The sequence below is a fragment of the Pseudarthrobacter cellobiosi genome, assembly GCF_023913815.1.
Classification (GTDB): domain Bacteria; phylum Actinomycetota; class Actinomycetes; order Actinomycetales; family Micrococcaceae; genus Arthrobacter; species Arthrobacter cellobiosi.
In genome coordinates this window covers 26,930-50,291 of sequence record NZ_JAMXBK010000016.1, presented here as the reverse complement: position 1 = coordinate 50,291, position 23,362 = coordinate 26,930, and the positions used below count along the sequence as shown (strand labels likewise).

The following is a 23,362-nucleotide window of genomic DNA, read 5'->3' as shown; positions in this document are numbered from 1 at the left end:
CCCGAAGAGCACCGCATGCGCCGTAGAGAACACCGAGAGAGGTTGGATCCCTTGAGTGAGGCGATCAGTGCCCCCGATATTAAGCCCCGGAGCCGGGTCGTTACTGACGGAATCCACGCCGCGCCGGCGCGCGGCATGTTCCGGGCGGTCGGCATGGGGGATGACGACTTCGCCAAACCCCAGATTGGCGTGGCGAGCTCCTGGAATGAAATCACTCCCTGCAACCTTTCCCTGAACCGTCTGGCCCAGGGCGCCAAGGAAGGCGTCCACGCCGGCGGCGGCTTCCCGATGCAGTTCGGCACCATCTCCGTCTCCGACGGCATTTCCATGGGCCACGAAGGCATGCACTTCTCGCTGGTTTCCCGCGAAGTCATCGCCGACTCCGTGGAAACCGTCATGCAGGCCGAGCGCATCGACGGCTCGGTCCTCCTCGCCGGCTGCGACAAGTCCCTGCCCGGCATGCTCATGGCAGCCGCCCGCCTGGACCTCGCCAGCGTCTTCCTCTACGCCGGCTCCATCATGCCGGGCTGGGTCAAGCTCGAGGACGGCTCCGAAAAAGAAGTCACCCTCATCGACGCCTTCGAAGCCGTCGGTGCCTGTGCTGCCGGCAAGATGAGCCTCGAAGACCTGACCCGCATCGAAAAGGCCATCTGCCCCGGCGAAGGCGCCTGCGGCGGCATGTACACCGCCAACACCATGGCCTGCATCGGCGAGGCCATGGGCATGTCCCTCCCCGGCTCCGCCGCCCCGCCCTCGGCAGACCGCCGCCGTGATGAATTTGCCCGCAAGTCCGGCGAAGCAGTGGTGAACCTGCTCCGCCTCGGCATCACCGCCCGGGACATCATGACCAAGAAGGCGTTCGAAAACGCCATCGCAGTCACCATGGCCTTCGGCGGCTCCACCAACGCGGTCCTGCACCTGCTCGCCATCGCCCGCGAAGCCGAAGTCGAGCTGACCCTTGACGATTTCAACCGCATCGGCGACAGGATCCCGCACCTGGGAGACCTCAAGCCCTTCGGCCGCTACGTCATGACCGACGTCGACAAGATCGGCGGCGTGCCCGTCATCATGCGCGCACTGCTCGACGCCGGCCTGCTGCACGGCGACTGCCTCACCGTCACCGGCAAGACCGTGGCCGAGAACCTCGCGGCCATCAACCCGCCGGACCTCGACGGCAAGATCCTCCGCGCGCTGGACAACCCGATCCACAAAACCGGCGGCATCACCATCCTGCACGGTTCCATGGCGCCCGAAGGCGCCGTGGTCAAGAGCGCAGGGTTCGACGCCGATGTCTTCGAAGGCACCGCCCGCGTCTTCGAGCGCGAGCAGGGCGCCCTGGACGCGCTGGACAACGGCCAGATCCAGAAGGGCGACGTCGTCGTCATCCGCTACGAAGGTCCCAAGGGCGGCCCCGGCATGCGGGAAATGCTCGCCATCACGGGCGCCATCAAGGGTGCGGGCCTGGGCAAGGACGTGCTGCTGCTGACCGACGGACGCTTCTCCGGCGGAACCACCGGCCTCTGCATCGGCCACGTGGCACCGGAAGCTGTCGACGGCGGCCCCATCGCCTTCGTCAAGGACGGGGACCGGATCCGCGTGGACATCGCGGCCCGCAGCTTCGACCTGCTGGTTGATGAGGCCGAGCTCGAATCCCGCAAGATCGGCTGGGAGCCCCTCCCGGCCAAGTTCACCAAGGGTGTGCTCGCCAAGTACGCCAAGCTGGTCCACAGCGCCTCCACCGGCGCATACTGCGGCTAGAAATGTAATCTTGAAACGGCCACTTCGGCTGCGCTGATGGTTTCGATCTCGGGAGAAGCACTCGGAGTTTAGGAGGGACCGAGGCCAGCCGCCCAAGGAATCCTCCTGCTCGTGCGGGTATGTCGGAGGAGCTGTCCCGCCGGCCCTCCCATCTGGACTGGTCTGGGGCCGCGACGAGTGCGCCGATCTCGGGCGGGGTCAGGAACGTTACGATGCGCTTGTCGAACCGCTTCGGGGGGATGGCGAGAACGCGCTGGATGAGCAGTCCATGCTCGGGGTGACGCAACGCGGCGTAGGAGATCAGTGAGCGGATTGCTGTCAGTCGGACGTTCCGGGTCCTGACGCTGTTGCCTCTCGTGATCTCCAGATGCATGAGGAATCCTGAGATCATCGTCGCGTCCAGGTCTTCCCAGTCCAGCTGGGAGGGTAGCTTGCCGGTCCGTGCGTGGATGAACTCCAGGAGCAGCTTCAGGGCGTCGCGGTAGCCCGCGATGGTCCGCGGGCTGGCTTGGCGCTGTTGGGCGAGGCGATCGGTGATGAACATCTGCAGGGTCGGTGCGATGAGGGTCATGAGCGCACCGCCGTCCAGTCAGTATCCTGGCGAGCTGCTGCCAAGGACAGCAGCTCCGGTGCTGCCGAGAGGTACCAGTAGGTGGATGCCGGTTCACGGTGGCCCAGGTAAGTCGATAGCCATGGAAGCTTCGCCTGGACGTCCTCGCCGGTGCGATACCAGCGCAGCAGGGTGCGGACGGCGAAAGTATGGCGCAGATCGTGAAGCCTCGGTGCCGAAGGCGCCCCGGCACCGATGCCTGCCGCATTGATCAGCTGCCGGAACGTCTGGCTGACGACCGCGTAGCTAAGGCGTTTGTGGGTCTGAGACACGAAGAAGCTTGGACCCTCCGGTCGTGGTTCGAACTCGTCGCGGAGTTCACCGTATGCGGTCAACGCCTGCATGGTGGTGCTGTGAAGTGGAACCAGCTGGGATTTCCCGAACTTAGACTCGCGGATCAGCAACAGGCTCTCGGACCAGTCGATGTCGTTGCGGTCAAGCGTGATGGCCTCACCGATCCGCAGACCACCTGCCGCCAGTAGCCCAAGCAGAGTCTCGTAGGTCGCGGCCCGTAGCGGTGAGCGGACCGAGATCCGTGTCTGGTCCATCAGCGCCTCGATGTCAGCAGTGGAGTAGATGAACGGTGGGCGCCATCGCTGCCGGTACGGCATCAGACCCAACGGCGGAATCTCCGTGCCGGGGTAAATGCCTGCCAGGTAACGGGCGAACCCTCGGGCTACCGTCATCCGCCGCGGCCCCGCGGTGGACGCCTGGCTTGTCGGCTTTTGCTCCGCCCATTCCAGCGCCGACTTTATCGTCACCGTGGATGCTCCGTGAGCGTACAGATACGCCACGAAGCCCGGCAACAGCCATCGGGCCTCAGCCATTTCATGCCCGAGCGAACGACGCAGTTCCAGGTAGTCCGCGAGGTCCTGCTCCAGCGCCCTCACCGCGCGGCCCCCGGCCACGGCTGGGCAACCTGGCGCAGCGCGACCAGGTCCACCGTGGCATAGAGAGCGGTCGTGGCCAGATCCTCAGCAGCGCCCTGATCGTCGGTTCCACGGCCTTGATTCCGGAGTCCTGCGGCGCACGCACATAGGTCGGCGGACCATCGGCACTGACGGCTTTCGCGACGGTGTTCCGGGAAATACCCAGCCGTGCCTATCGACCTCATCGATTCACCCTCGGCAAGATGCAACCGCCGAATAAGCGCCCAATCCTCCACTGTGATCACCCACCCAATCGTTTGGAACGAGTGGCTCAGTTTTCAACCGTCACAATGGCTCAGTTTTCGACCGTCACCGACAAAAAGCAGGCAAGCGACCCGAAAGATCTGAAAAACGACATTTTGATGTTGGCCACCAAAGACATCGATGAGGAACTGGAGCCGTGGGAAAACTCGTCCGGCCTTGATTGCGGTGTTAGTGACGCTAAATGGACCGTGACGTTCGCCGAACCGGAGATCGACTACGGTCCGTTGGAAGGACAGGAGAAAAAGGGCACACCGCCTTCAAGGCGAAGGCCTACTATTTCGTGCCCTGCACCAACGGAGAAGTTTTGCGGCAGGACATGGACTGGCAGTTGGTCTTGGGGCGAAATCCCGAGGGCACGGAATGGCGGATCTATCAGTGGGGTCGAACCCCCGTAGGCAAAGCTGCCTTCGTCCAGCAGTAAGGACAACGGCCGCCGCTGCAATCAAACCCACTATGCAGCACCTGTCGAAGGGAATACGGGCCCCACTATGTCTCGCAAGTGACTGCCACTTCCATTAATTACAAGCGAAATTGTGAGACAGTGGCGATGTTTTGGGTGGGCTACATTCCATCAATTGTTTGCCTGCTGAGGATCTCGTATATGAGGCACATGGCTGCCGCGTCGCGGACCTCAAAAGGAGCCGCATACGAAATGGTGATTTTTTGCCCCGCGGCTGCGCTGACCCGCCCATACACCCATTCGCGCAGGCCTGCCATAAGGTGTTCTGAACCGTTCCAGGGCGAGTCGATGACGAGCCGGTCGGGGACGAGCAAGCTGATTATTGCGGTCACTGCCGATCCGAGGTTCTTGCCGATTCGGCGAAGAGTGACGGCGTGCTTGTCCTTCTCCGATTCGGGAAAAGTGCTGGCATCTCCGACAGATTGGAGGCAAGAGTTGCTGCCGCAAGAGCATACCGTCCAAGCCGCATCGGGGACCGGTGAGTGCCCGATGTCTGTCGTCGTCCAGCGGACAAGATCGTTTGTGACAAAGGCACAGGAGACCCTTTCACCGACGTGTAGGTAAAGCAGGCCTGCCGCATCGGCGTTGTTGTTCCTTGCCACTTCGGATACAGCCTTCGCCTCAAGAGTCGAATAACTTCGGATCGTCATGTTGGTGCCCGGATCAAGGCGTCCCACCAGCGCTAAGACGTCGTCGTTTCCTGTCAGCCCTATGCCGACGATCCTCATTGACGTTCGCTTTGATGCCTCCGCCAACTGCTCTCCAGCTGCTGACAAGTCCTTGATGCTGGGGGTGCCGCTTTCTGGCGCGAGTGACGTCTGCGAAATGCTCTGACCCGCCAGATCGTAAAGGCCTACCTGAGTTCCTTCAGGGGATACGTGTGCCCCGAGAACTCCAAGGGAACCAGGGGAGAAAGCAAATCGGCCAGCGGGCCGGCCCCCAGTGGAGGGGGCATGCAAAGTTGGGGCGATGAGGCCGAGGCCCTGCAGATTGTCCAGCCTCTGTATTGCAGTGCTGCGAGACAACCCTGCGCTGGAACAGACTTGGGCAAGGGTCAGTTGTTCCCCGCTCCGGAAGAGCTGGAAAACTTCGCCGGCTGTGGCTTCCCTGCGGCGTCCCACAATTTTTAGTCCTTGGTGCTGAAGGCGGCGTCGAAGGAGGTGTTCGACGGCGGGAAGTCGAACTTCTTCAGGGCTGCGAGGGCTTCGGGGGCGCCGTGGAGCCGGTCCATACCTGCGTCTTCCCATTCGACGGAGATGGGTCCGGTGTAGCCGATCGCGGCGAGGGCCCGGAAAGACGATTCCCAGGGGACGTCGCCTCGGCCGGCGGAGACGAAGTCCCAGCCGCGGCGGGGGTCGCCCCAGGGCAGGTGGGAGCCCATGACGGTGTTCCGGCCCGTGGGGCGGAGCTTCGTGTCCTTGCAGTCGACGTGGTAGATCCGGTCCTTGAAGTCCCAGATGAACGAGACGGGGTCGATGCCCTGCCACATGAAGTGCGACGGATCCCAGTTCAGGCCGAACGCTTCACGGTGGCCGATCGCTTCGAGGGTGCGGACGGTGGTCCAGTAGTCGTAGGCGATTTCGGAGGGGTGGACTTCGTGGGCGAACCGGACGCCGCATTCGTCGAAGACGTCCAGGATGGGGTTCCAGCGGTCGGCGAAGTTCTGGTAGCCGGCCTCGATCACGGCGGCGGGGACGGGCGGGAACATGGCCACGTACTGCCAGATGGAGGAACCGGTAAATCCGACGACGGTGTCCACGCCGAGTGCCTTCGCCAGCCGGGCGGTGTGTTTCAATTCCTCGGCGGCGCGTTGGCGGACGCCTTCGGGGTCGCCGTCGCCCCAGACCTTCGCGCCCACAATCGCTTCGTGCCGGAAGTCGATGGGGTCATCGCACACGGCCTGGCCCTTGAGGTGGTTGGAGATGGCCCAGACCTTGAGGTTGTACTTTTCCAGGACGGCGAGCTTGGACTCGACATAACCGGGTTCGTCCCAGCGCCAGGCGTCCAGGTGGTCCCCGGACACGGCGATTTCGAGGCCGTCATAGCCCCAGCCGGAGGCCAGGCGCGCGACTTCCTCGAACGGGAGGTCGGCCCACTGGCCGGTGAACAGGGTATAGGGGCGGGGCATGTCAGGCTCCTTCAGTCTGCGGGACGGTGGCGGGGCCGAGGCTCAAGCCCGACGGCCCGGTAGCACTCGTCAATCAGTTCCATTGTTTGGACGGCATCGTCACTGTCGGTGGGCATCGGGACTCCATGACGCACCAACGCCGTGAACGCCTCGAGCTGGTAAGTGTAGGAAGAACGCGTTCCGAGGTGCTCCACGCGCTCGCCCGCGGCTGTCTTCACTAAGAGTCGGTCATCGATGTGCGGAAGAACGAAATTCGCCACCGTGGCCTGACCCTTGCTTCCGATGAGGCGGTAGGTCATCTCACGGCCCTCTCCAGCCATGTGGCACCGCGCCGATGCTGTTACTCCTGACGGGTACACCAGATTGGCATTTACCCATTCGTCCACGCCCGGCAGCCCGGCACGTTCGCCGCCGCGTGCATCGACCAGCCGGGGTTCGCCACCTGCCCAGGGCGCCATCGCGCGGACAGCGTGCAGGCTGTAACAGCCCAAATCCATCAACGCACCGCCAGCCAAGGCAAGTGACCAGCGCGGGTCCTCTGGTGCCGGAGGCGGGATCATCATCATCGTTTCGACCCGCTGCAGCTCCCCGAGCTCGCCGGAACTCAGCAATTCGTGAAGCCGTCTTGTCACGGGGTGGTAGAGGTAGTGGAAACCGTCCACGACGGCGACCCCGGCGCGCTTACCGGCGTCGCGGACTTCCCGGGCCTCCGGAGCGTCAGCTGCGAACGGTTTCTCCGACAGGACATGTTTTCCTGCAGCAATCGCAAGCAGGTTCCACTCGGCATGCAGGCCGTTGGCGAGGGGGTTGTAGATGACCTCAACCTCCGGATCCGAAATCACGTCGGCATAGGTGTCGTAAACCCGTTCCACTCCGTATTGCTTCGCGAAATTCTCCGCACGGGCGCGGTCACGGGCGGCCACAGCTACCAGACGAGCGCCCGTCAGCATGGCCGGCTCAACGATGGATGTCGGACTGATCCGGGATGCCCCCAGCACCCCGATCCGAAGCGGGCCGGACATGTCAGGCTCCTTCTCTGACGCGAGACGCCAGCTGGATCAGCGCGCTCTTCGCAGCCGAGCTTTCCTCCACGGCGGCCAGGATCCGTTGGACAGCCAGGCCGTCGTCGAACGACGGCGACGGCTCGGTCCCGCTGCCGATGGCCGCCAGGAAGTCCCGGATTTCGTGCGTAAAGGTGTGCTCCCAGCCGATGATGTGACCCTGCGGCCACCACGCACCGACGTACGGGTGCTCGGGCTCGTTGACGAGGATCCGGCGGAGGTGGTCGCCGGAGACTGCGATTTCCAGGCCGTCGTAGCCCCAGCCGGACGCGGGGCGTGCGACTTCCTCGAACGGCAGGTCGGCCCATTGGCCGGTGAACAGGGTGTACGGGCGGGGCATGTCAGGCTCCTTGAATGACTGGGGGTGTGAATGTTCTGCTTCGAATTAGGCGATGGGACGAAGCCTGTGAACGTTCAAAGGTTCAGCCATATGCTCCGCCGCGGATGCCAGGAAGTCGACGACGTGTTGTTTCTCGTTGTGGAGGACCAGCGCGTCGGCCTCCGTCCACTTCTCGTACAGCAGGAAGGTGTTGCGGTCCTGTTCGTCACTAATGACTGTGTACTCGATGCAGCCGTCATCGCGGCGGCTGGCGGTCTGCAGGACGGCCAGCAGTTGCTCCAGTTCGTCGGCGTGACCGGGTTTTGCCTTGAAGACAGGGATGACATAGGTGGCCGTATCGTTGGCCGGTGCTGGTGTATTGGTCATTCAGAAGCTCTTTCGTTCTCCTTGGTGCGTAGGATGCAGGTGCGGCGCCGCCTGCTCTGGGACGCCGCACCTGCTTCTCGTGGGGGTTACGCCTCGATGCTGGGCACTTTCACCCATTTGCCGGACTCCGCGGATTCGATGATGGCATCGTCGATCAAGGCAGTCTGGTAGCCGTCCGCAAAGTTCGGGCTGACGCTTCCGCCTTCAGCGATGGCCTTGAAGAAATCGTGGGCCTCGATGATTTTGGTCTCGCCGTAGCCGATGCCAAGCGCCGGGATGGGCCAAAGCCCTTCTCCATAGGGGTGTGCGGGGCCGGTGTAGACGGTGCGGAAACCCTTGCGGTCGCCGGGGTCGCTGGCGAAGCAGACCTGTAGTTCGTCACGGCGTTCGTAGTTGAAGACGATGCTGCCCTCGGTGCCGTGGATCTCGAACGTCAGGAAGTTATTGCGTCCATGCGCGTTGCGCGTCGCTTCGATGGAGCCGATGGCGCCGTTGGCGAACTTCACCATGGTGAGGACTTCGTCATCCACGTCGACGGGACCGCGGGGGCCGGCGCCGCCGGAGACGTTCCCCAGGCTGTCCGCGCCGCCTGACTGCAGCGGCCGCTCTGGGATCCAGGTGGACATTATTGAGTTGACGGAGGCGAGTTCTCCAACAAGGTAACGCGCCATATCAATTACGTGGGTTCCGATGTCACCGAGGGCGCCTGACCCTGCGACGGACTTCTGGAAGCGCCAGGAGAGGGGAGAGTTGGGGTCCGCGCTCCAGTCTTGCAGGTAGGTCCCACGGAAGCTGATCACGCGCCCAATTGCACCTTCATCAATGTATTTCTTGGCGAGTGCTACCGCGGGCGTGCGGCGGTAGTTGAACGCGACCATGTGGACGAGGTTGGTGTTCTTGACGGCGTCGTACATGGCCTTGGCCTCTTCACCGGTCCTGGCCAGCGGCTTCTCGCAGATGATGTGCTTCCCCGCCTGGGCGGCTGCGATGGCGATCTCGGCGTGAAGGTGGTTTGGCGTCGCGATGTCGACGACGTGGATCTCGGGGTCATCGATAATCCTGCGCCAGTCTGAGGTGGAGTTTTCAAAACCAAAGCGGCTGGCGGCCTGGGCTGCGAGATCATCAGTGGCTTCCGCAATAATTTTGCGGACCGGCATGGCCGGGGCGGGCCAGAAGAACATGGGCATGGCAGCGTAGGCGAGCGAGTGGGCTTTGCCCATGAAGCCGCCGCCGATGAGGCCGACGTTAAGTTTCTGCATGGCGTGTTCCTTTTCGTTTAGAGGCCGGTGTCGGCGAGGATTTTGTCGAGGTATTTCTTGCTGATTTCGGCGGCGGTCTTGGGATCGCCGTTGTACGAATCGAGTTCCACCATCAGCCAGCTGTCGTAGCCGCTTTCCTTCACCGCACGGATGATGTCAGGGAAATCCAGATCGCCTTCGCCGAGGGGGAGGAACTCAAACGGATCCTGACGGAAATCCTTGAGGTGCACGTGGCGGATACGGTCCGGGTATTTCCGGATTGCTGCCGCCGGATCGCAGCCGCCGGCAGCGAGGTGGGCGGTGTCGGGGCAGAATCCGATGCGCGTTCTGGTCATGAGGAGATCGAGTTCGTCCGGACTCTCCACGATGGTGCTGAGGTGAGGGTGGTAGCTCGCAGTAAGGCCGAAGCTCTCAGCGATGTCAGTGACCCGGTCCAGGCCCTTGGCGAGCAGGGTGTAGTCCTCGTCGCTGGTGCCCGCGGCGCGACGTGCGCCGCCGCCGACGACGAGTCGCTCGGCGCCGAAAGTGGCTGCCAGCTCCGCGGCGTGATTGATGCGGTGCAGTTCCTCGGGGAGGATGTCGGCGAAGATGAAGTTGGCGCCGGAGTATACGGAGACGAGTTTGAGACCTGAATCGCGGAGCAGTTCCTGCAGGTCCTGCGGACGGTCTTCGTAGTCCACGAGGTTGCCGTCGAACATCTCTGTTCCTTCATAGCCGACCGCGGCAATGTCCCGCACGGCATCCTCCATGGAGCCGTTGGACCGGTAGTAAAGGTCTTTGACACTGGTGACCCCTACCGGGTGGCCAGTGACGCCGCCCCAGGTGATTGAGTGGTATCCAAGCTGCATTATCTTTGCCTTTCGGGTGTTAGTTCGTCAGAGATGCTGGAGCCGGCCTGCAGGCCTGGCACATCGACCCAGGTGTTAGTTGCTGCGGAATCCACGACTGCCTGGGTGATCAGTGCCGCGCGAAGTCCGTCGCGGAAGGTTGGAAGCCCGTCGACTTTCTCTCCACGGGCAGCGGCGTAGACGTCGGCCACGAAAGCATTGAAGCTGTCCTGGTAGCCGTGCGGGTGGCCGGCCGGGAGCCGGGCATACCGCTGCGATTCCGGGTAGGAAAGCGTGTCAGGGCCGCTTGGTACGCGGGTGCTGCCGCGGACGCTTCCCACCCAGAGAGTTTCCGGCTCTTCCTGGTTGAAGCTCAAGGACGCCTCGGTACCGTCGAACGAGAACCAGAGCCGGTTCTTTCTCCCCGGCGTGACCTGGCTGACGACCAGGGACCCCGTGGCGCCCTTATCGGTTTCAAACAGCAGCGACGCACCGTCCTCTGTTCCGACGTTGAGCATTCCGTGTTCGCTGGCGCGTTGCGGAAACGCTTTGGACGTTTTGGCGACGAGACGAGTGATTTGGTGCCCGGTAACAAATTCCATCAGGTCGCACCAGTGCACCCCAATGTCGCCGAATGCCCTGGACGCTCCGCCGGAGCCAGGGTCCACTCGCCAGTTGGTGGCGGAGCTGCTCGCTAGCCAGTCCTGCAGGTAGGAACCGTGCAGGAGCCACAGTTCGCCGGCCTCCCCGCGGGTCAGCCGCGCCTTGGCTTCGCGGATTGTCGGGTAGAAACGGTAGATAAAAGGTACTGCCGCTACGGATTCGGTGCCCTCCGCCAGGGTGCTGAGCTGTTCCGCGTCCTCAACCGTTGTGGCCAAGGGTTTTTCACATACGACGTGCTTGCCTGCTTCAAGCGCCAGCCTGGCCAGGTAGGCATGGCTGGCGTTCGGGGTGCAGATGTGGACGACGTCGACATCGTTGCTGCGGATCAGCGCTTCCGGGGATTCGGCGGCTTTTGTGGCATGGAGCCGTCCGGCCGCCGCGCGTGAACTCTCCGGCGTGCGTCCGGCGATTTCGCTCAGGACGCCGCCGGCGGCGCGCACTGCATGAGCGTGGACTTCCCCCATGAACCCGGTGCCGATGATTCCAGCCCTCATTTGCCCGGTCATGCGGTGCTCATTTCTTTCGGGCCAAGGCGACGGCCAGGATGATAATCGCACCGCGGACAACCTGCTGCTGGCTGCTGTCCAGTCCCGCGAGGATCAGGCCATTGTTGATCAATCCGATCAGGAGGGCGCCGAAGAGCGTGCCGACCACCGAACCGGCACCGCCGAAGAGGCTGGTTCCGCCCAGGATCACGGCGGCGATGGCTGAGAGTTCGTCGCCGCTGCCCCACTGGAAGCGTCCGGACTGGAGCCGACCGGCGTAGAGCATGCCGGCAACACTGGCGACGAGGCCGGAGATGAGAAGGACCTGGAACTTAATGCGCTTGGTGTTGATGCCCGTGAAGTCAGCCGCGGTACGGTTGCCGCCGGTGGCAAGGACCTGGCGGCCGAACTTGGTCCGGGAAAGTACCACTGCGCCGATCGCCACAAAGATTGCGCTCCACACAATAAGTCCGGGAACGGGACCGAAATTACCGGAACCGAACAGCATGTTGAACGTGTCGTTGAGAATGGGCTGCGGGGCCGAAGCCGTGATCCATTGGGCCACGCCGACTGCGATGCCGAGCATGCCCAGCGTTACCAGGAAGGAAGGGATACCGAGGAGGCTGACAAGGGCGCCGTTGATCGATCCGACGACCAGACCAACGGCGAGACCTGCCAGGATGCCCGGGACGATTCCCCATTGGGCCAACGCCATAGCCGTGCAGACGCTCGAGAGGCCGGCGACCGAGCCCACGCTCAGGTCAATTTCGGCGCACGCGATGACGTAGGTCATGCCGACGGCCATGACAGTAATGGTTGCTGTCTGGCGGAAGATGTTCAGCAAATTGTTGGGCGAGAGGAAGCCTTGGTCGCGCAACAGCACCGCGAAGAAGATGAACACGACGACGAAGCCGATGTAAATGACGTAGCGGCGCCAATCGAGCTCGCCAAGGGTGCGCTTAAGGTTGAAGGGCGTTTTCTCCTCAGAAGCCTTCGCTGAGATGGTTGGGTTGTTCATGATCAGACTCCCTGAACTGCGAGTTGTAGTGATTCTTCGTCTTCGATTTCGCTGCGCTTCAAATCCCGAGTGACGGAGCCATCCCTGAGGACCAGGACCCTGTCGCTTACGGCGAGCAGTTCCGGGTATTCGGAGGAAATGACGATGACGGCCTTGCCTGCGTTGGCCAGATCGCGAATCATGTCGAGGATTTCACTCTTCGTGCCGATGTCGACGCCCGCTGTCGGTTCGTCCAGGATCAGGACGTCGGGGTCCGTGCCGAGCCACTTGGCCAGCACGACCTTCTGCTGGTTTCCGCCGGACAGCAGCCGTACGGGCTTGTTGGGGTGAGCAACCTTCACTGCGAATTTCTTGATGAGCGAGTTTGAAAGGTTCCTTCCTTCTCCCGCGTCCAACAAAGGTCCGCGCCGGATCTGGTCGAGCAGCGGCAGCAGCAGGTTTTCCCGAACGGAGTGGTCTAGGACCAGCCCCTGCGCGCGCCGGTCCTCGGGAATGAGAGCCAAGCCGGCCTCGATGGCCTTGCGCGGGTTTGAGATCGAGATTTTCTGCCCGCGGAGCAGTATCTCCCCGCTTTCAAGGGGATCGATACCGAACAGCACCCTGGCGAGCTCGGTCCGGCCGCTTCCCATCAGTCCAGCTAGCCCAAGGATCTCGCCGGCGTGAAGTGTGAAGGAGACGTTGCGGACGCGCTTGCCCGACGTAAGGTCCCGGGCCTCGAGGATGGGGGATGCGGTCTCCGAGTCGTGATCACGTTCCTTGTAACTCATCTGACCCTCGATCTTCTTGCCCACGATGCCTTCCACGATCTGTTCCGGCGTGACCTTGGACAACGGTTCCGTGAGTAGGCGTTGTCCGTCACGCAGGATCGTTATGCGGTCGGCAATACGGTAGACCTCGTCCATGCGGTGGGAGATGTAGATGATGGATATGCCGCGCTTCTTGAGCCGATCCACGAGATCGAAGAGCGCCTCCGTCTCGTGCCGGGCAAGGCTGGCGGTCGGCTCGTCCATGATCAGCACCTTGGCATCTTGTGCGAGGGCCTTCGCGATTTCCGTTAGCTGCCAATAGGCCGTGCCAAGACGCGAAACATGGGCGCGCGGGTCGACCTCGACTTCCATTTCCTTGAAGACTTCGCGGGCCTTCCGGACAGCTGCCCGATCATCGATCAGACCGCTACGTCCTTGCGGTTCTGCCGCGAGGAAGATGTTCTGCGCTACGGTCAGGCTCGGGACCAGGCTGAATTCCTGGAACACCATGCCAATTCCGGCGGCCTTAGCATCCTGAATGGTTTTGATGTCCACTTGCTGTCCTCCGACGAGGATGGTTCCCTCATCAGCGAGGTAGACACCCTGCAGAATTTTCATCAGCGTGGACTTGCCGGCGCCGTTTCCGCCAGCTAGAGCGTGCACTTCCCCTGTGCGGACTTCGAAGTCCACGTCATTGAGGACATTGACTCCGTTGAATCCTTTTGAGATCGACCGCATTTCAACGGCGAGGGCTCCTGTGTTCATGGTGGGATCGCTTTCACTGGGCGGGGCAAGGCCGAAACCCTGCCCCACGCCTGCTATTTTTTGAAGGAGTCCTGAATGTCCTTGGGGGCGTCCTCGTGGTAAACCTGCTTCCAGGCTTCGAGGATGTTGTTGTGGTCCACGGGTACAGCGCTCAGCGCCACATAGGCCGGCGTGGTCTTGCCGAGCAGGGCCATCGCTGCGAGCCGGGCTTCTGTTACGCCTTGGTCGTAAGGCAGCTGTGCGCCGAGGCCGATAACGAGCTCGTTCTTGGCGAGTGCGATGGCAACGTTTTTGCCCAGGTCTTGCGTGGCGATTTTCAGGTCAGGACGGCCGGCCGCACGGGCTGCCGCCATGACGCCTTCGGCCGGGACATCCCAGACGGCCCAAATGCCGGAGAGGTCAGCGTACTTGCTGAGCATGGCGTTAGCGGCGCCCTGTGCGTCACCGGCGAAGTCGGGACCGGCGATGCCCTTCTCTTCGACGATCTGGATGTCCGGGTAGTCCTTGGTAATGGTCTCCTTGAACCCCTGGTAGCGCTGCTTGGTGACAAAGAAGTCGGCTTCATGGTAAATCAGGCCGATCTTGCCTTTGCCGCCAAGAGCCTTCGCCATCTGGTGGGCGGAGACCACGCCGTTGCCGAAGTTGTCGGCCGATACTACAGAGACGTAGTCCTTGCCGGCGGTGAGTCCCTTGGGAACGTTGTCCATGAAAACAAGCTTCGCTCCGGCCGCTGCGGCCTTCTTGTAGGCGGCAGCCGTAGCCACAGGATCGGTGGGGATGGAAATAATGACGTCGGGGTTCTGGGTCATGACCGTCTCAAGATCGGAAACCTGCTTGTCCGGCTTGAAGTTCGCATCCGTGGTGGCAATGAGGTTGATCCCAAGACGCGAGAATTCGCTCTTAAGGCCTGCGATCTGGGCATTAGCCCAGTCATTGCCGCCGTAGTGCATAACGATTGCAGCCTTGGCTCCAAGGGCCTTCACCTTCGTGATGTCTTCCTCGCTCAGATCTGCGGCCGAGGCCGGAGACGCCTCCTCGCCGTTCGGGCCTTTGCTGAGAACCTGGCCTTTGATTTTTGCCAGTGCGGCGTCGGCCCTTTCCGAGACGCCCGCATCCTGGGTTGTGGTGGTGGTTTCGGAAGAGCTGCAGCCGGTCGCAGTCAGAACGAGTGCGGTGGCGAGAGCAACAAGCGAGAGCTTGTATTTCATGACTATTCTCCAATGAATATGAGGCTGGGTACCGCCTTGGACCATCAGCCGGGGCCGTCAGTGTCACCTCGTCGTGTGACTGGCACAACATAAAGTTACGCACGCGTCGTGCATAAGTCAACCCTTTGGGGGATAATGTTTGTAGGTCATCAGTAAAAAGGAGCTACGGAGTGACGACGAAGAACTCAAATGTGGCGCTCGTTGGGGAACAAATCGGTTCCTTAGTCGCAGTGCTGAATGCAGTACGCTCTGGGCAGGCTCTGACGAGGCCGGAAGTCGTCAGAGTCACTGGACTGGGCCGGAATGTCGTCTCTCAAAGAGTGGAGTACCTCCTTGACTCAGGACTCTTGGAGGAAGGACCTACCGGACCTTCACAGGGTGGCCGGGCCCCCAGGCAGCTCGCTTTCAAAGCCACCGCCGGACAGGTGCTCGTTGCGGAACTTGGTGCAACCAGCCTGGGCGTGGCACTGACAGATCTTGACGGGCGAATCGTTTCGGCCGTTGAGGAGCCTAGCGACATCAATAACGGGCCCGAAGTGATACTCAAGCGCGTGGCACAGCTCTTTAACGAGCTGTTGAAAAGCCACGATGGGAGTCCCCGGCTGTGGGGTATCGGTATCGGACTGCCCGGCCCGGTGGAATTCGCGACAGGAAAGCCGGTGGTGCCGCCAATCATGCCCGGTTGGGACGGCTACGACGTCAGGGCGTTCTTCCAAGGCAACTTCTCGGCCCCCGTATGGGCGGATAACGAGGTAAATCTCATGGCCTTGGGGGAATTTCGGGACGGCCTAGGGCAGAACCACTCAGAGATTGTGTACGTCAAGGTGGGGACAGGCATTGGCGCAGGTCTCATATCCCAAGGCCGGTTGCACCGTGGCGCACTTGGAAGCGCCGGCGACATCGGCCACATCCGGTTAGGTCCGGACTCCGTGGCTTGCCGCTGCGGAAAGCGCGGCTGTTTGGAAGCCGTGGCCGGGGGCGCCGCAATTGCCCGCCAGGGAGAAGCGCTTGGGAAATCCGGAAAGAGCAGGCTGCTTGCAACAACGGTTGCGGACCACGGCTCCGTCAACGCTCGCGATGTCGCGGACGCTGCCCGCCGGGGCGACGCCGACGCCACCGATTTATTGCTCTATTCGGCCAGGGAAGTTGGCGAGGCCATCTCCCTGCTGGTCAACATCTTCAACCCCTCACTGGTCCTCATAGGCGGGGGCGTCGCCGACTCCGGAGACCTCTATCTTGCAGAAGTCAGGAAGACAGTCTTGGGCAGCTCGCTTCCGCTGGCTACGCGGAACCTGAGCATCATGGCGTCGCCGACCGGAGACCAGTCGGGCCTCCGCGGAGCTGCATTCATGGTCATCGACCAACTACTGTCAGGGCACCTGCTCGAGCGCTGGATCCAAAGCGGAACCCCTTCCGGCCGAACTGACCTCACGTGAAGGCCTTCGGATTAGTCGAATCTCGAGGGTTGCGGGCGAAGAAAATATCTGGACATCCGCACGCTCCTCCAGAAGAAGCACAAGAGCGGCATCATCAACCAGGCCTACGAGAACGGCGGCGTGGCGTTCCCACAGGATCACACCGGCCGCCATTGAGGGCAATCTTAAGGACGCCAGACTCGGCATCGACCTGGACGACATAGTCGAAGACGACACGGACAAGGTTCTGCATTCCACCATTGCCCAGGGACAAGGCACTAAGGAGTGGCTCGATACGCGGCCGCATCGGCCGAACTGACACTTTTGACCCCGAACAGGGCTCCGGATGGGCCTGCCCCGTTACATTTATTGGGTTCCCGATCGCCGGGGACATGGTCGCTGGACCCGGTATGATCATCCACACCGACGGCTGGATGGGATACGCGCCGCTAACCAAGGCCGGCTACGAGCACCGGCCGCGCTCCCAGCGGGCCGCCAAGAAGGCCGGCGACACGGACCCCGTCCTGCCTCGCGTGCACCGCGCCATCAGCAACGTCAAGACCTGGTTACGGGGCACCCACCGATCGGTGGGTAAACCTCACAACCTGAGCTAACCGGATACCCACTACCCAGATTATGAGCAGCTGCTCATAACGCCGGGAAGCTCAACTTCTACGACGCCCTCGTCGACGACGTACTCCGCCGCGACCACCACAACGAAACGATTGGCATCGGCAGTTGGAGCACCCGGTTGACGGTGTCCTCTGACGGGGCTCCCGAACTGCCAGGGCCGGGCTGATAAGTGCTGACGCGAGCGAACATGTCCATCCTCCTGATTCCGAGAGAGTGGAGTGCCTGCCGATCAGGCCCCTGAACTGGGAGCTGGATCATCCAGATATCCCGCCCTCGTAGCCGTCGGCCTGCGCTCCTCCCACCAGTAAGGACCGGTCAGCCTGGATGCACAAGGTTTGAGTTGCTTGCTCGCGCATATGCCGCCCACAGGGTCCTGATACGGCTCCGGACCCTGCACCGGACCCGTGGCTAGGGCTGCCGCTCATCGCTCATGGATCGCCGCTATCACGTTGCTGCTACTCAGCTGCCAACGCCCAAGGCTGCCCGCGCGTTCTTCCTGCGTTCAGCAAGTTCCCTGCGCGCCACAAGGGCCTCCTCCTGGCTGACGGCGACGAACCTGGTGGACGTGCCGGGGGCCGCACGGGCCACCAGGTCCATGTCGGCGCTGATCACCGTGCCCACCATGGCGTATCCGCCACCGGAGACGGCATCGCGGTGCAGGATGATGGGCTGCGTGCCGCCGGGAATCTGGATGGACCCCACCGCGTATCCGGCATCCACAATGTTGGAGGGGTCCGAACCGGCTCCGAAGGGCTGCTTCCGCTCCTTCCATTTCACGCCCGGGCCGGAGTACCGCAATCCCATCCGGTCCGCCACCGGGGTCAGATTCCACTCGCCGTTGAGAAGGTTGTCCAGGCCTTCGTCGGTGAGGCGATGGTCGTACAGACCTAAGACGATCCGGACCGCCTGTTCCTTCGCGTACACGGGCCGGAATTCTTCCGGAACGGTGTCGGCTTCGGGGAGTTTTCCGTTGTCAAGCGGGCTGCCGACGGGAACAAGGTCGCCCGCCTGAAGTTTCCGGCCCTTGAATCCGCCGATTGCCCCCAGACTGTAGGTGGACCGGCTGCCGAGCACCTCGGGAACATCGATGCCGCCCTGGACTGCGATGTAGTAGCGCGTGCCGCCCTGGATGACTCCGAAGCTGAGTTCATCGCCGGCATTCAGCTGCAACCGGGTCCACTCGGGCCGGGATTCCCCGTTGACCTTGACCTCCACCGGGGCCCCGGCGACCGCGATGACGGCATCCTGATCGGTCATCAGCACCGGGCCCAGGTACGTGCATTCAAGGACAGCTTCCTTGACAGTGTTGCCCACCAGGGCATTGCCGAGTTCGGCAGAGTACTGGTCCATGGAACCGCTCTGCGGGATGCCCACGTTGTAGTGGCCGCTGCGTCCCTGGTCCTGGACCGTTGTCGCCAGGCCGGGGTTCTTGATCTCAAACGCCACTGAGGGCCTCCATGAGTTCCTGGTTGTAGCCTTCGGGATTCGCCAGGGCCTTTGACAGCTCAAATGTCACGGGTACCTGCCGGTAGCGGAACGTTCCTGCGGAAATCTGCGCCTGGATGCCGTTGTACTCGGCCTCGGTGACCGGCTTGAACTTCACGATGTCCCCCGGACTGAAGAACACCATGAAGTCCTTGAAGTCCTCCAGGGTCTGGGCGGGATCAAAGATCGGCGCGGCAGCAACGCCGAACATTTGGTAACCGCCGGCACCGCGCACGGAATAGATGCAGCCGAAGCAGCCGCCGTGGCCCACCGTCAGCTTGGGGGTATCGGTGCGCGGGCTCAGATACTTGGGGACTTCCAGTTGTTTCTCCCGCTCCACGAGCTGGAAGAGGAACGGCAGGCCGGCCACGAAGCCAACCATGGAAACAAGCCACGGCTGCTCATGGTGCCGCTGGATGAATTCGGCGGCATCTTTGAGGTTGTTGACCTTCGCCGCGTAGTCAATGTCGGTGCCGTCAGGCTCCTGATGGAACCCTTCGCGGAAGCGCTCCGCCACCTCCGCTGTGAAGGGATCGTCATACCAGACCGGGACCTCGATGATCCGGGTTTCGAGCGCCTGCTCCTGATGGTGGGTCAGGTCCCCTTCAATCGTCCGGACGGTCGCTTCCAGGGTCGACGGCGGCAGGACGTCGGGATCGAACCTCACCAGCAGCGAGGCGTTGGCAGGACAGATGTCCACGATGCCCGGCAGCTCCATGGCTGAAAGCTTCGCGGCAATGGACATGACCCGAAAGTTGGCGGCCAGACTCATGGACTCCGAGACTTCAACGAACAGGAATTCGTCTCCGCCCCAGGTGTAGCGCGCCTCCTGCGAGGCGGGTGCCGGGCTGCTCATTGTGCCTCCAAAAGATCGGCAGTTTCAAGGAACTTCGAGTGGTGGGTCACGGCGGCGAATTCGGGCCGCGCCAGAAGCGTCTTGTGAACCGGGACGGTGGTCTTGACCCCTTCGATGTGTGTTCCGTCCAAGGCTGTCAGCATGGCCTCAATGGCCGTTTCGCGGTCGGGTGCGTGGACGATCAGCTTGGCGAGCAGGGAGTCGTAGTACGGGCTCACCACGGATCCTGCTTCCACGCCCGTATCCACCCTGATGCCTTCGCCGGAGGGCCATTCCATGGCCGTGATGAGGCCCGGACTCGGGAAGAAGTTGTGCTCCGGGTCTTCGGCGTTGATGCGGCATTCGATGGCGTGCCCGCTGAAGCGGACGTCATCCTGCCGGATGGACATTGCTCCCGTGGAAGCAATCAGCAGCTGTTCGCGGACCAGATCGATTCCGGTGATCTGCTCGGTGATCGGGTGCTCAACCTGGATCCGGGTGTTCATTTCGATGAATGCGGCTTCGTGGTTGATGGGGTCATAGAGGAATTCGACCGTGCCGGCGCCGCTGTAGCCGCATTCCCGGGCGAGTTCCACGGAGGACTCCCGGATCCTCTGGCGGACGGCGTCGGGAAGGTCCGGTGCCGGTGCTTCTTCGATGACTTTTTGCGAGCGTCTCTGCATGGAGCAGTCGCGGTCCCCGAGGTGGATGAAGCCGGTTCCGTCGCCGAGGATCTGCACCTCCACGTGGCGGGCATGCTGCACAAAACGTTCCAGGTAAACCGTTGGATCTCCGAAGACGGAAGCCGCCTCCCCGCGGGCCGTCTCGATCGTTTTCAGGAGCTCGTCTTCGCTGTGCACAAAGCGGATGCCCCGGCCGCCGCCGCCGGCGGAGGCCTTCACCACCAGCGGGTAGCCGATGCCGCGGGCCACCTCAAGGGCGTCGGCCCCGGGGTCCAAGGGTCCGTCCGAGCCGCGGAGCACGGGGACGCCGGCCTTGCGGGCGGATTCCCTGGCCATGGACTTGTTGCCCATCATTTCGATGGCGTCCGCGTCCGGACCCACCCAGGTCAGGCCTGCATCGGTGACCTTCCGGGCGAATGCGGGGTTCTCGGAGAGGAAGCCGTAGCCGGGGTGGACGGCATCGCAGCCGTTGACCAGGGCGGCGGCGATGATGGCGTCCTGGTTCAGGTAGCTGGCGGGCGCAGGAGCCGGGCCTACTACCACCACGTTGTCGGCGGTGCGGGCTGCCAGGGAATTGGCGTCGGGTTCGCTGGCGACCAGGACTGTTTCGATGCCCATTTCGCGGGCGGTCCGTGCAACTCGGACGGCGATTTCACCGCGGTTGGCGATGAGTAGTTTCTTCATAGCGTTCCTTCGCGGATGACGATGACGGCGTCGCCCGGGTTGACCATGTCGCCCTCGTTGACCTCGAAGGACTCGAGGACCCCGGCCACATCGGATTGGATTTCGGTGAACTGCTTCATGATTTCGACGATGCCCAGCGTCTGGCCGATCTCGATAATGTCGCCTTCGTTGGCGAACGGCGGTTTGCCCGGGCCGGGCTTGCGGTAAAAGATTCCGGGGAGCGGGGAGACGATGGTTGCCACGGGGTTGCTCGCTTTCAGATGATTGGATTAGTCAGAGTCAGCCCAGGACCGCGCGCACGGCGGTGGCCACTGCAACAGCGTTGGGTGCGTCGGAGTGGACGCAGATACTCTGGAACGAGATGTCCAGTTCGGTGCCGTCCACGGCCAGGATGGGCTGTCCCGCCAGCGCCCGTCTGACGCGCTCGGCAGCGGCGACCGGGTCCGTGGGGGCCGGGCGGCGCTGGATAAGGAGCTCACCGGCGGGACCGTAATTGAGGTCAACATAGAGTTCCGGCACGAAGTCCACCCCCATGGCCCGGCACACGGATTCGTGAGCGGTGCCAGCGAGCCCGTAGAAGGGGACGCCAAACTGTTTGGCGGTTCCGGCGGCGGCCTGCATCAGTTCCTCGTCGCCGGCCAGCATTCCGTAGAGGGCGCCGTGGGGTTTGATGTGGTTGAGTTCAAGCCCGTGCTTTGCCAGAAAAGCAGTCAGGGCCCCGGTCTGGTACAGGATGATGGACTCGACCTCAGCCGGGCTAAGCACCATGCGGCGGCGTCCGAATCCCACCACGTCCGGAAGGCCCGGGTGCGCCCCGACGGCCACGCCGTGCTCCGCTGCGAGGGCCACGGTCCGATTCATGACGTCCGGATCGCCGGCGTGATAGCCGCAGGCAACGTTGGCGACGTCGATGATGCGCATGAGTTCTTCGTCGTTGCCGAACTCGTGAAGGCCGATGCCTTCGCCCATGTCGGAGTTCAAGAGCACGCGTCCGGGAGTGTCGGGAGTCACAGTGGTTTGCATGGGTGCAACGCTACTCAGCATTTCGGGTTACCGATATTGTGCAGCTCGCTGAATATCCAGGGGTGAATTATGGTTAATGCACTGTCCAGCGGGCGACTCCCGCCGTTCTTGGAGGCTTCCTTGCGAATCTCAGACTTGGCGGACGACGCCGACCTCAACATCCGCCTTCGCGTTACGGGCGGCGAAGGCCGCCTGGCTCGACCCATCACCTGGTGCGCTCCGACCGAGCATATGGACCCCACGCCCTTCCTCAGTGTGAATGCCCTTGTGCTGACCAATGGGATGGGCCTGAACGTCAAGGACTTCAGGATCTGGGACGCCTACGTGGAACGGCTGATCTCCGTCCCTGTCTCCGGACTGGCATTCGGGCTGGGCGCCGCGCACCGCGAGCTGCCGGCAGGCCTGATCCAGGCCTGCGAGGCGCACGGCCTGCCACTGCTGGAGCTCCCGCCGGAAGTGCCCTTCGTGCTGATCATGCGCCATGTGGAGCAGGCCATCGCCGCCGAGCGTTATGAGGAGTTGCGAAAGGGCTGGGAGCTGGCCGATGGATGCACCCGGCTGGCGGCCGGCGGGCATTCCCTGGCCGAGGTTCTGGAGCGGGTGGCGGACGCCGTCAACGCGAGGGTGGCCGTGATCGATCACAATGCGTTCGAGCTTGTCTCCGCGGGCGCGGCTCACGGCGGGCCCACGCGAACCGCGCTGCGCCTGCCCAGCGGCGACTCCGAGCAATTCCGGCTTGCCATCGAGGGAATCGGGAGCGACATCGTGCTGCAGCCCATTCTTGGCCCCGTCGCTGCAGTCATCGCGATGCAGCTGAGCTACACCCTCGGGTCGCATTCGCCCCTGCATTCCCGGGAGGCCGCACGCTTTATGGAGGCCCTCTACGAGGACCGCGGTGAGCCGTTGGCGCCGTTGCGCCGCTACGCCCTCGAATCCGGGTTTGATCCCGACGGCGACTGGGGCGCGGTGCTTATCGGCAGCTCGGAAGAAGCAGCCCCCGCAAAGTTGCGTGCCATCGCCTGGCGCGCACGCGTGGGGCTGCAGGCCGGTTTCAGCACGGTGAGGTTCATGGAGGAAGCCGGGCTCACCACGCTGCTGGTGCAGCACAGGCACGGAGCGGCCGATCTGCTCGATGCCACGCGGGGGTTTTTTACGGACGCCCCGGAACTGTCCGTCGTCGTCTCCGAATCCCCGAGCCTCAGCGAATTGCCGCTGGCGCTGCAGCTTGCCCGCCGTAACGTTGGGCCGGCCGGCGTGCACCAGGCGCCGCTGGCCGATCTCGCCAGCATTGTGCACGGGCTGCCCAGCCCTGGCCTGGTGGCAATGTGCCAGCGGCTGTTGGCCCCGTTGGCCTCCGACGGCGGCAGCGCTTTGCGGGAGACGTTCGACGCTTACCTGCGCCAAAGCGGGAATTCCGCGAAAATCTGTGAGGAGCTCTTCATCCACCGGAACACGCTCAGCTACAGGCTGCGGAAAATCGAGGAGCTCCTCAAACTGGATTTGTCCGACGGCGAAGTCCGTGCCACGTGCATGCTCGCCTTGGGAATCGTCGCGGCATCGCACTGAAAATCCCGCCGGGAAACCGCGCTCGTGAACCCACGCCGAGAAAATCTCAGGCTGGACATGTGCGGCGTGCACGAAAAGTAGTCCCAATCTTGGGTGAACTTCCGATGTGCCGCTGTGAGTCGTGTCACTAATGCCAATTTATGGGCTTAAA

At 62.8% G+C, this 23,362-nt stretch carries 21 protein-coding genes and 2 pseudogenes; 5 read left to right on the top strand and 18 right to left on the bottom strand.

The window, feature by feature from the left end; genetic code table 11:
- The first annotated feature begins 51 nt into the window (after window positions 1-51).
- Window positions 52-1,758 carry a dihydroxy-acid dehydratase gene (ilvD, locus tag NG701_RS02385; RefSeq protein ID WP_252564193.1) on the top strand — a complete coding sequence of 569 codons (1,707 nt, stop codon included), beginning with the start codon at window positions 52-54 and terminating at the stop codon, window positions 1,756-1,758.
- Here ilvD and NG701_RS21300 read toward each other — a convergent pair.
- The gene (locus tag NG701_RS21300) at window positions 1,688-2,302 is read right to left on the bottom strand and encodes a tyrosine-type recombinase/integrase (RefSeq protein ID WP_374208645.1); all 615 of its coding nucleotides are present in this window, start codon (window positions 2,300-2,302) and stop codon (window positions 1,688-1,690) included. The two genes, ilvD and NG701_RS21300, sit on opposite strands and share 71 nt — an antisense overlap.
- Window positions 2,303-2,325: 23 nt before the next feature.
- Window positions 2,326-3,276, bottom strand: coding sequence for a tyrosine-type recombinase/integrase (locus tag NG701_RS02380; RefSeq protein WP_252564191.1), 951 nt, complete (start codon window positions 3,274-3,276; stop codon window positions 2,326-2,328).
- A 287-nt stretch (window positions 3,277-3,563) separates the two neighbouring features.
- On the opposite strand from NG701_RS02380, the gene NG701_RS02375 reads away from it, so the two are divergent.
- Window positions 3,564-3,956, top strand: coding sequence for a DUF1120 domain-containing protein (locus NG701_RS02375; protein WP_252564189.1), 393 nt, complete (start codon window positions 3,564-3,566; stop codon window positions 3,954-3,956).
- A 166-nt stretch (window positions 3,957-4,122) separates the two neighbouring features.
- On the opposite strand, the gene NG701_RS02370 is transcribed toward NG701_RS02375, so the two are convergent.
- The 11 genes and pseudogenes from NG701_RS02370 to NG701_RS02320 form a co-directional block, all read right to left on the bottom strand.
- Entirely contained in the window at window positions 4,123-4,797 is a 675-nt protein-coding gene (locus NG701_RS02370) for a hypothetical protein (RefSeq protein ID WP_252564187.1), read from the bottom strand.
- A 350-nt stretch (window positions 4,798-5,147) separates the two neighbouring features.
- Window positions 5,148-6,149, bottom strand: coding sequence for a sugar phosphate isomerase/epimerase family protein (locus tag NG701_RS02365; RefSeq protein WP_252564185.1), 1,002 nt, complete (start codon window positions 6,147-6,149; stop codon window positions 5,148-5,150).
- A gap of 11 nt (window positions 6,150-6,160) precedes the next feature.
- The gene (locus NG701_RS02360; protein ID WP_252564183.1) at window positions 6,161-7,171 is read right to left on the bottom strand and encodes a Gfo/Idh/MocA family protein; all 1,011 of its coding nucleotides are present in this window, start codon (window positions 7,169-7,171) and stop codon (window positions 6,161-6,163) included.
- Between the two features lies 1 nt (window position 7,172).
- A pseudogene (locus NG701_RS02355) lies at window positions 7,173-7,430 on the bottom strand (gfo/Idh/MocA family oxidoreductase); the annotation flags it as partial.
- A gap of 165 nt (window positions 7,431-7,595) precedes the next feature.
- A complete protein-coding gene (locus tag NG701_RS02350) occupies window positions 7,596-7,916 on the bottom strand; it encodes a putative quinol monooxygenase (protein WP_252564181.1) in 321 nt (106 codons plus the stop codon).
- Window positions 7,917-8,002: 86 nt separating this feature from the next.
- Window positions 8,003-9,175 carry a levoglucosan dehydrogenase gene (locus NG701_RS02345; protein WP_252564179.1) on the bottom strand — a complete coding sequence of 391 codons (1,173 nt, stop codon included), beginning with the start codon at window positions 9,173-9,175 and terminating at the stop codon, window positions 8,003-8,005.
- Window positions 9,176-9,192: 17 nt separating this feature from the next.
- Complete coding sequence (locus tag NG701_RS02340; protein ID WP_252564177.1) at window positions 9,193-10,023, bottom strand: sugar phosphate isomerase/epimerase family protein; 831 nt, start codon at window positions 10,021-10,023, stop codon at window positions 9,193-9,195.
- Complete coding sequence (locus NG701_RS02335; protein WP_252564176.1) at window positions 10,023-11,171, bottom strand: Gfo/Idh/MocA family protein; 1,149 nt, start codon at window positions 11,169-11,171, stop codon at window positions 10,023-10,025. The genes NG701_RS02340 and NG701_RS02335 overlap by 1 nt, the downstream gene beginning before the upstream one ends.
- Window positions 11,172-11,178: 7 nt before the next feature.
- On the bottom strand, window positions 11,179-12,168 hold the full coding sequence (locus tag NG701_RS02330) for an ABC transporter permease (RefSeq protein ID WP_252564174.1): 990 nt from the start codon (window positions 12,166-12,168) through the stop codon (window positions 11,179-11,181).
- A gap of 2 nt (window positions 12,169-12,170) precedes the next feature.
- Window positions 12,171-13,679, bottom strand: coding sequence for a sugar ABC transporter ATP-binding protein (locus NG701_RS02325; RefSeq protein WP_252564172.1), 1,509 nt, complete (start codon window positions 13,677-13,679; stop codon window positions 12,171-12,173).
- 53 nt (window positions 13,680-13,732) lie between these two features.
- Window positions 13,733-14,887, bottom strand: coding sequence for a substrate-binding domain-containing protein (locus NG701_RS02320; protein ID WP_252564170.1), 1,155 nt, complete (start codon window positions 14,885-14,887; stop codon window positions 13,733-13,735).
- A gap of 170 nt (window positions 14,888-15,057) precedes the next feature.
- Here NG701_RS02320 and NG701_RS02315 point away from each other — a divergent pair, with 170 nt between their 5' ends.
- Both NG701_RS02315 and NG701_RS02310 read left to right on the top strand, forming a co-directional pair.
- Complete coding sequence (locus tag NG701_RS02315) at window positions 15,058-16,323, top strand: ROK family protein (RefSeq protein ID WP_308292584.1); 1,266 nt, start codon at window positions 15,058-15,060, stop codon at window positions 16,321-16,323.
- Between the two features lie 386 nt (window positions 16,324-16,709).
- Window positions 16,710-16,904: pseudogene (locus tag NG701_RS02310) on the top strand (transposase); the annotation flags it as partial.
- Window positions 16,905-17,394: 490 nt separating this feature from the next.
- Here the strand turns inward: NG701_RS02310 and NG701_RS02305 are convergent.
- From NG701_RS02305 to pxpA, 5 genes are read right to left on the bottom strand one after another with little or no spacing between them, the layout of a single operon-like run.
- Complete coding sequence (locus NG701_RS02305; RefSeq protein ID WP_252564167.1) at window positions 17,395-18,381, bottom strand: 5-oxoprolinase subunit C family protein; 987 nt, start codon at window positions 18,379-18,381, stop codon at window positions 17,395-17,397.
- Window positions 18,371-19,276 carry a 5-oxoprolinase subunit B family protein gene (locus tag NG701_RS02300; protein ID WP_252564165.1) on the bottom strand — a complete coding sequence of 302 codons (906 nt, stop codon included), beginning with the start codon at window positions 19,274-19,276 and terminating at the stop codon, window positions 18,371-18,373. Before NG701_RS02300 ends, NG701_RS02305 begins: the two co-directional genes overlap by 11 nt.
- On the bottom strand, window positions 19,273-20,622 hold the full coding sequence (locus NG701_RS02295; protein WP_252564163.1) for an acetyl-CoA carboxylase biotin carboxylase subunit: 1,350 nt from the start codon (window positions 20,620-20,622) through the stop codon (window positions 19,273-19,275). The genes NG701_RS02300 and NG701_RS02295 overlap by 4 nt, the downstream gene beginning before the upstream one ends.
- Complete coding sequence (locus tag NG701_RS02290) at window positions 20,619-20,864, bottom strand: acetyl-CoA carboxylase (protein ID WP_252564161.1); 246 nt, start codon at window positions 20,862-20,864, stop codon at window positions 20,619-20,621. Before NG701_RS02290 ends, NG701_RS02295 begins: the two co-directional genes overlap by 4 nt.
- Window positions 20,865-20,901: 37 nt before the next feature.
- Complete coding sequence (gene pxpA / locus NG701_RS02285; RefSeq protein ID WP_252564160.1) at window positions 20,902-21,645, bottom strand: 5-oxoprolinase subunit PxpA; 744 nt, start codon at window positions 21,643-21,645, stop codon at window positions 20,902-20,904.
- A gap of 120 nt (window positions 21,646-21,765) precedes the next feature.
- Here pxpA and NG701_RS02280 point away from each other — a divergent pair, with 120 nt between their 5' ends.
- Window positions 21,766-23,211: a PucR family transcriptional regulator gene (locus NG701_RS02280; protein WP_252564159.1), complete on the top strand. Its 1,446-nt coding sequence runs from the start codon at window positions 21,766-21,768 to the stop codon at window positions 23,209-23,211.
- Window positions 23,212-23,362: the final 151 nt, after the last annotated feature.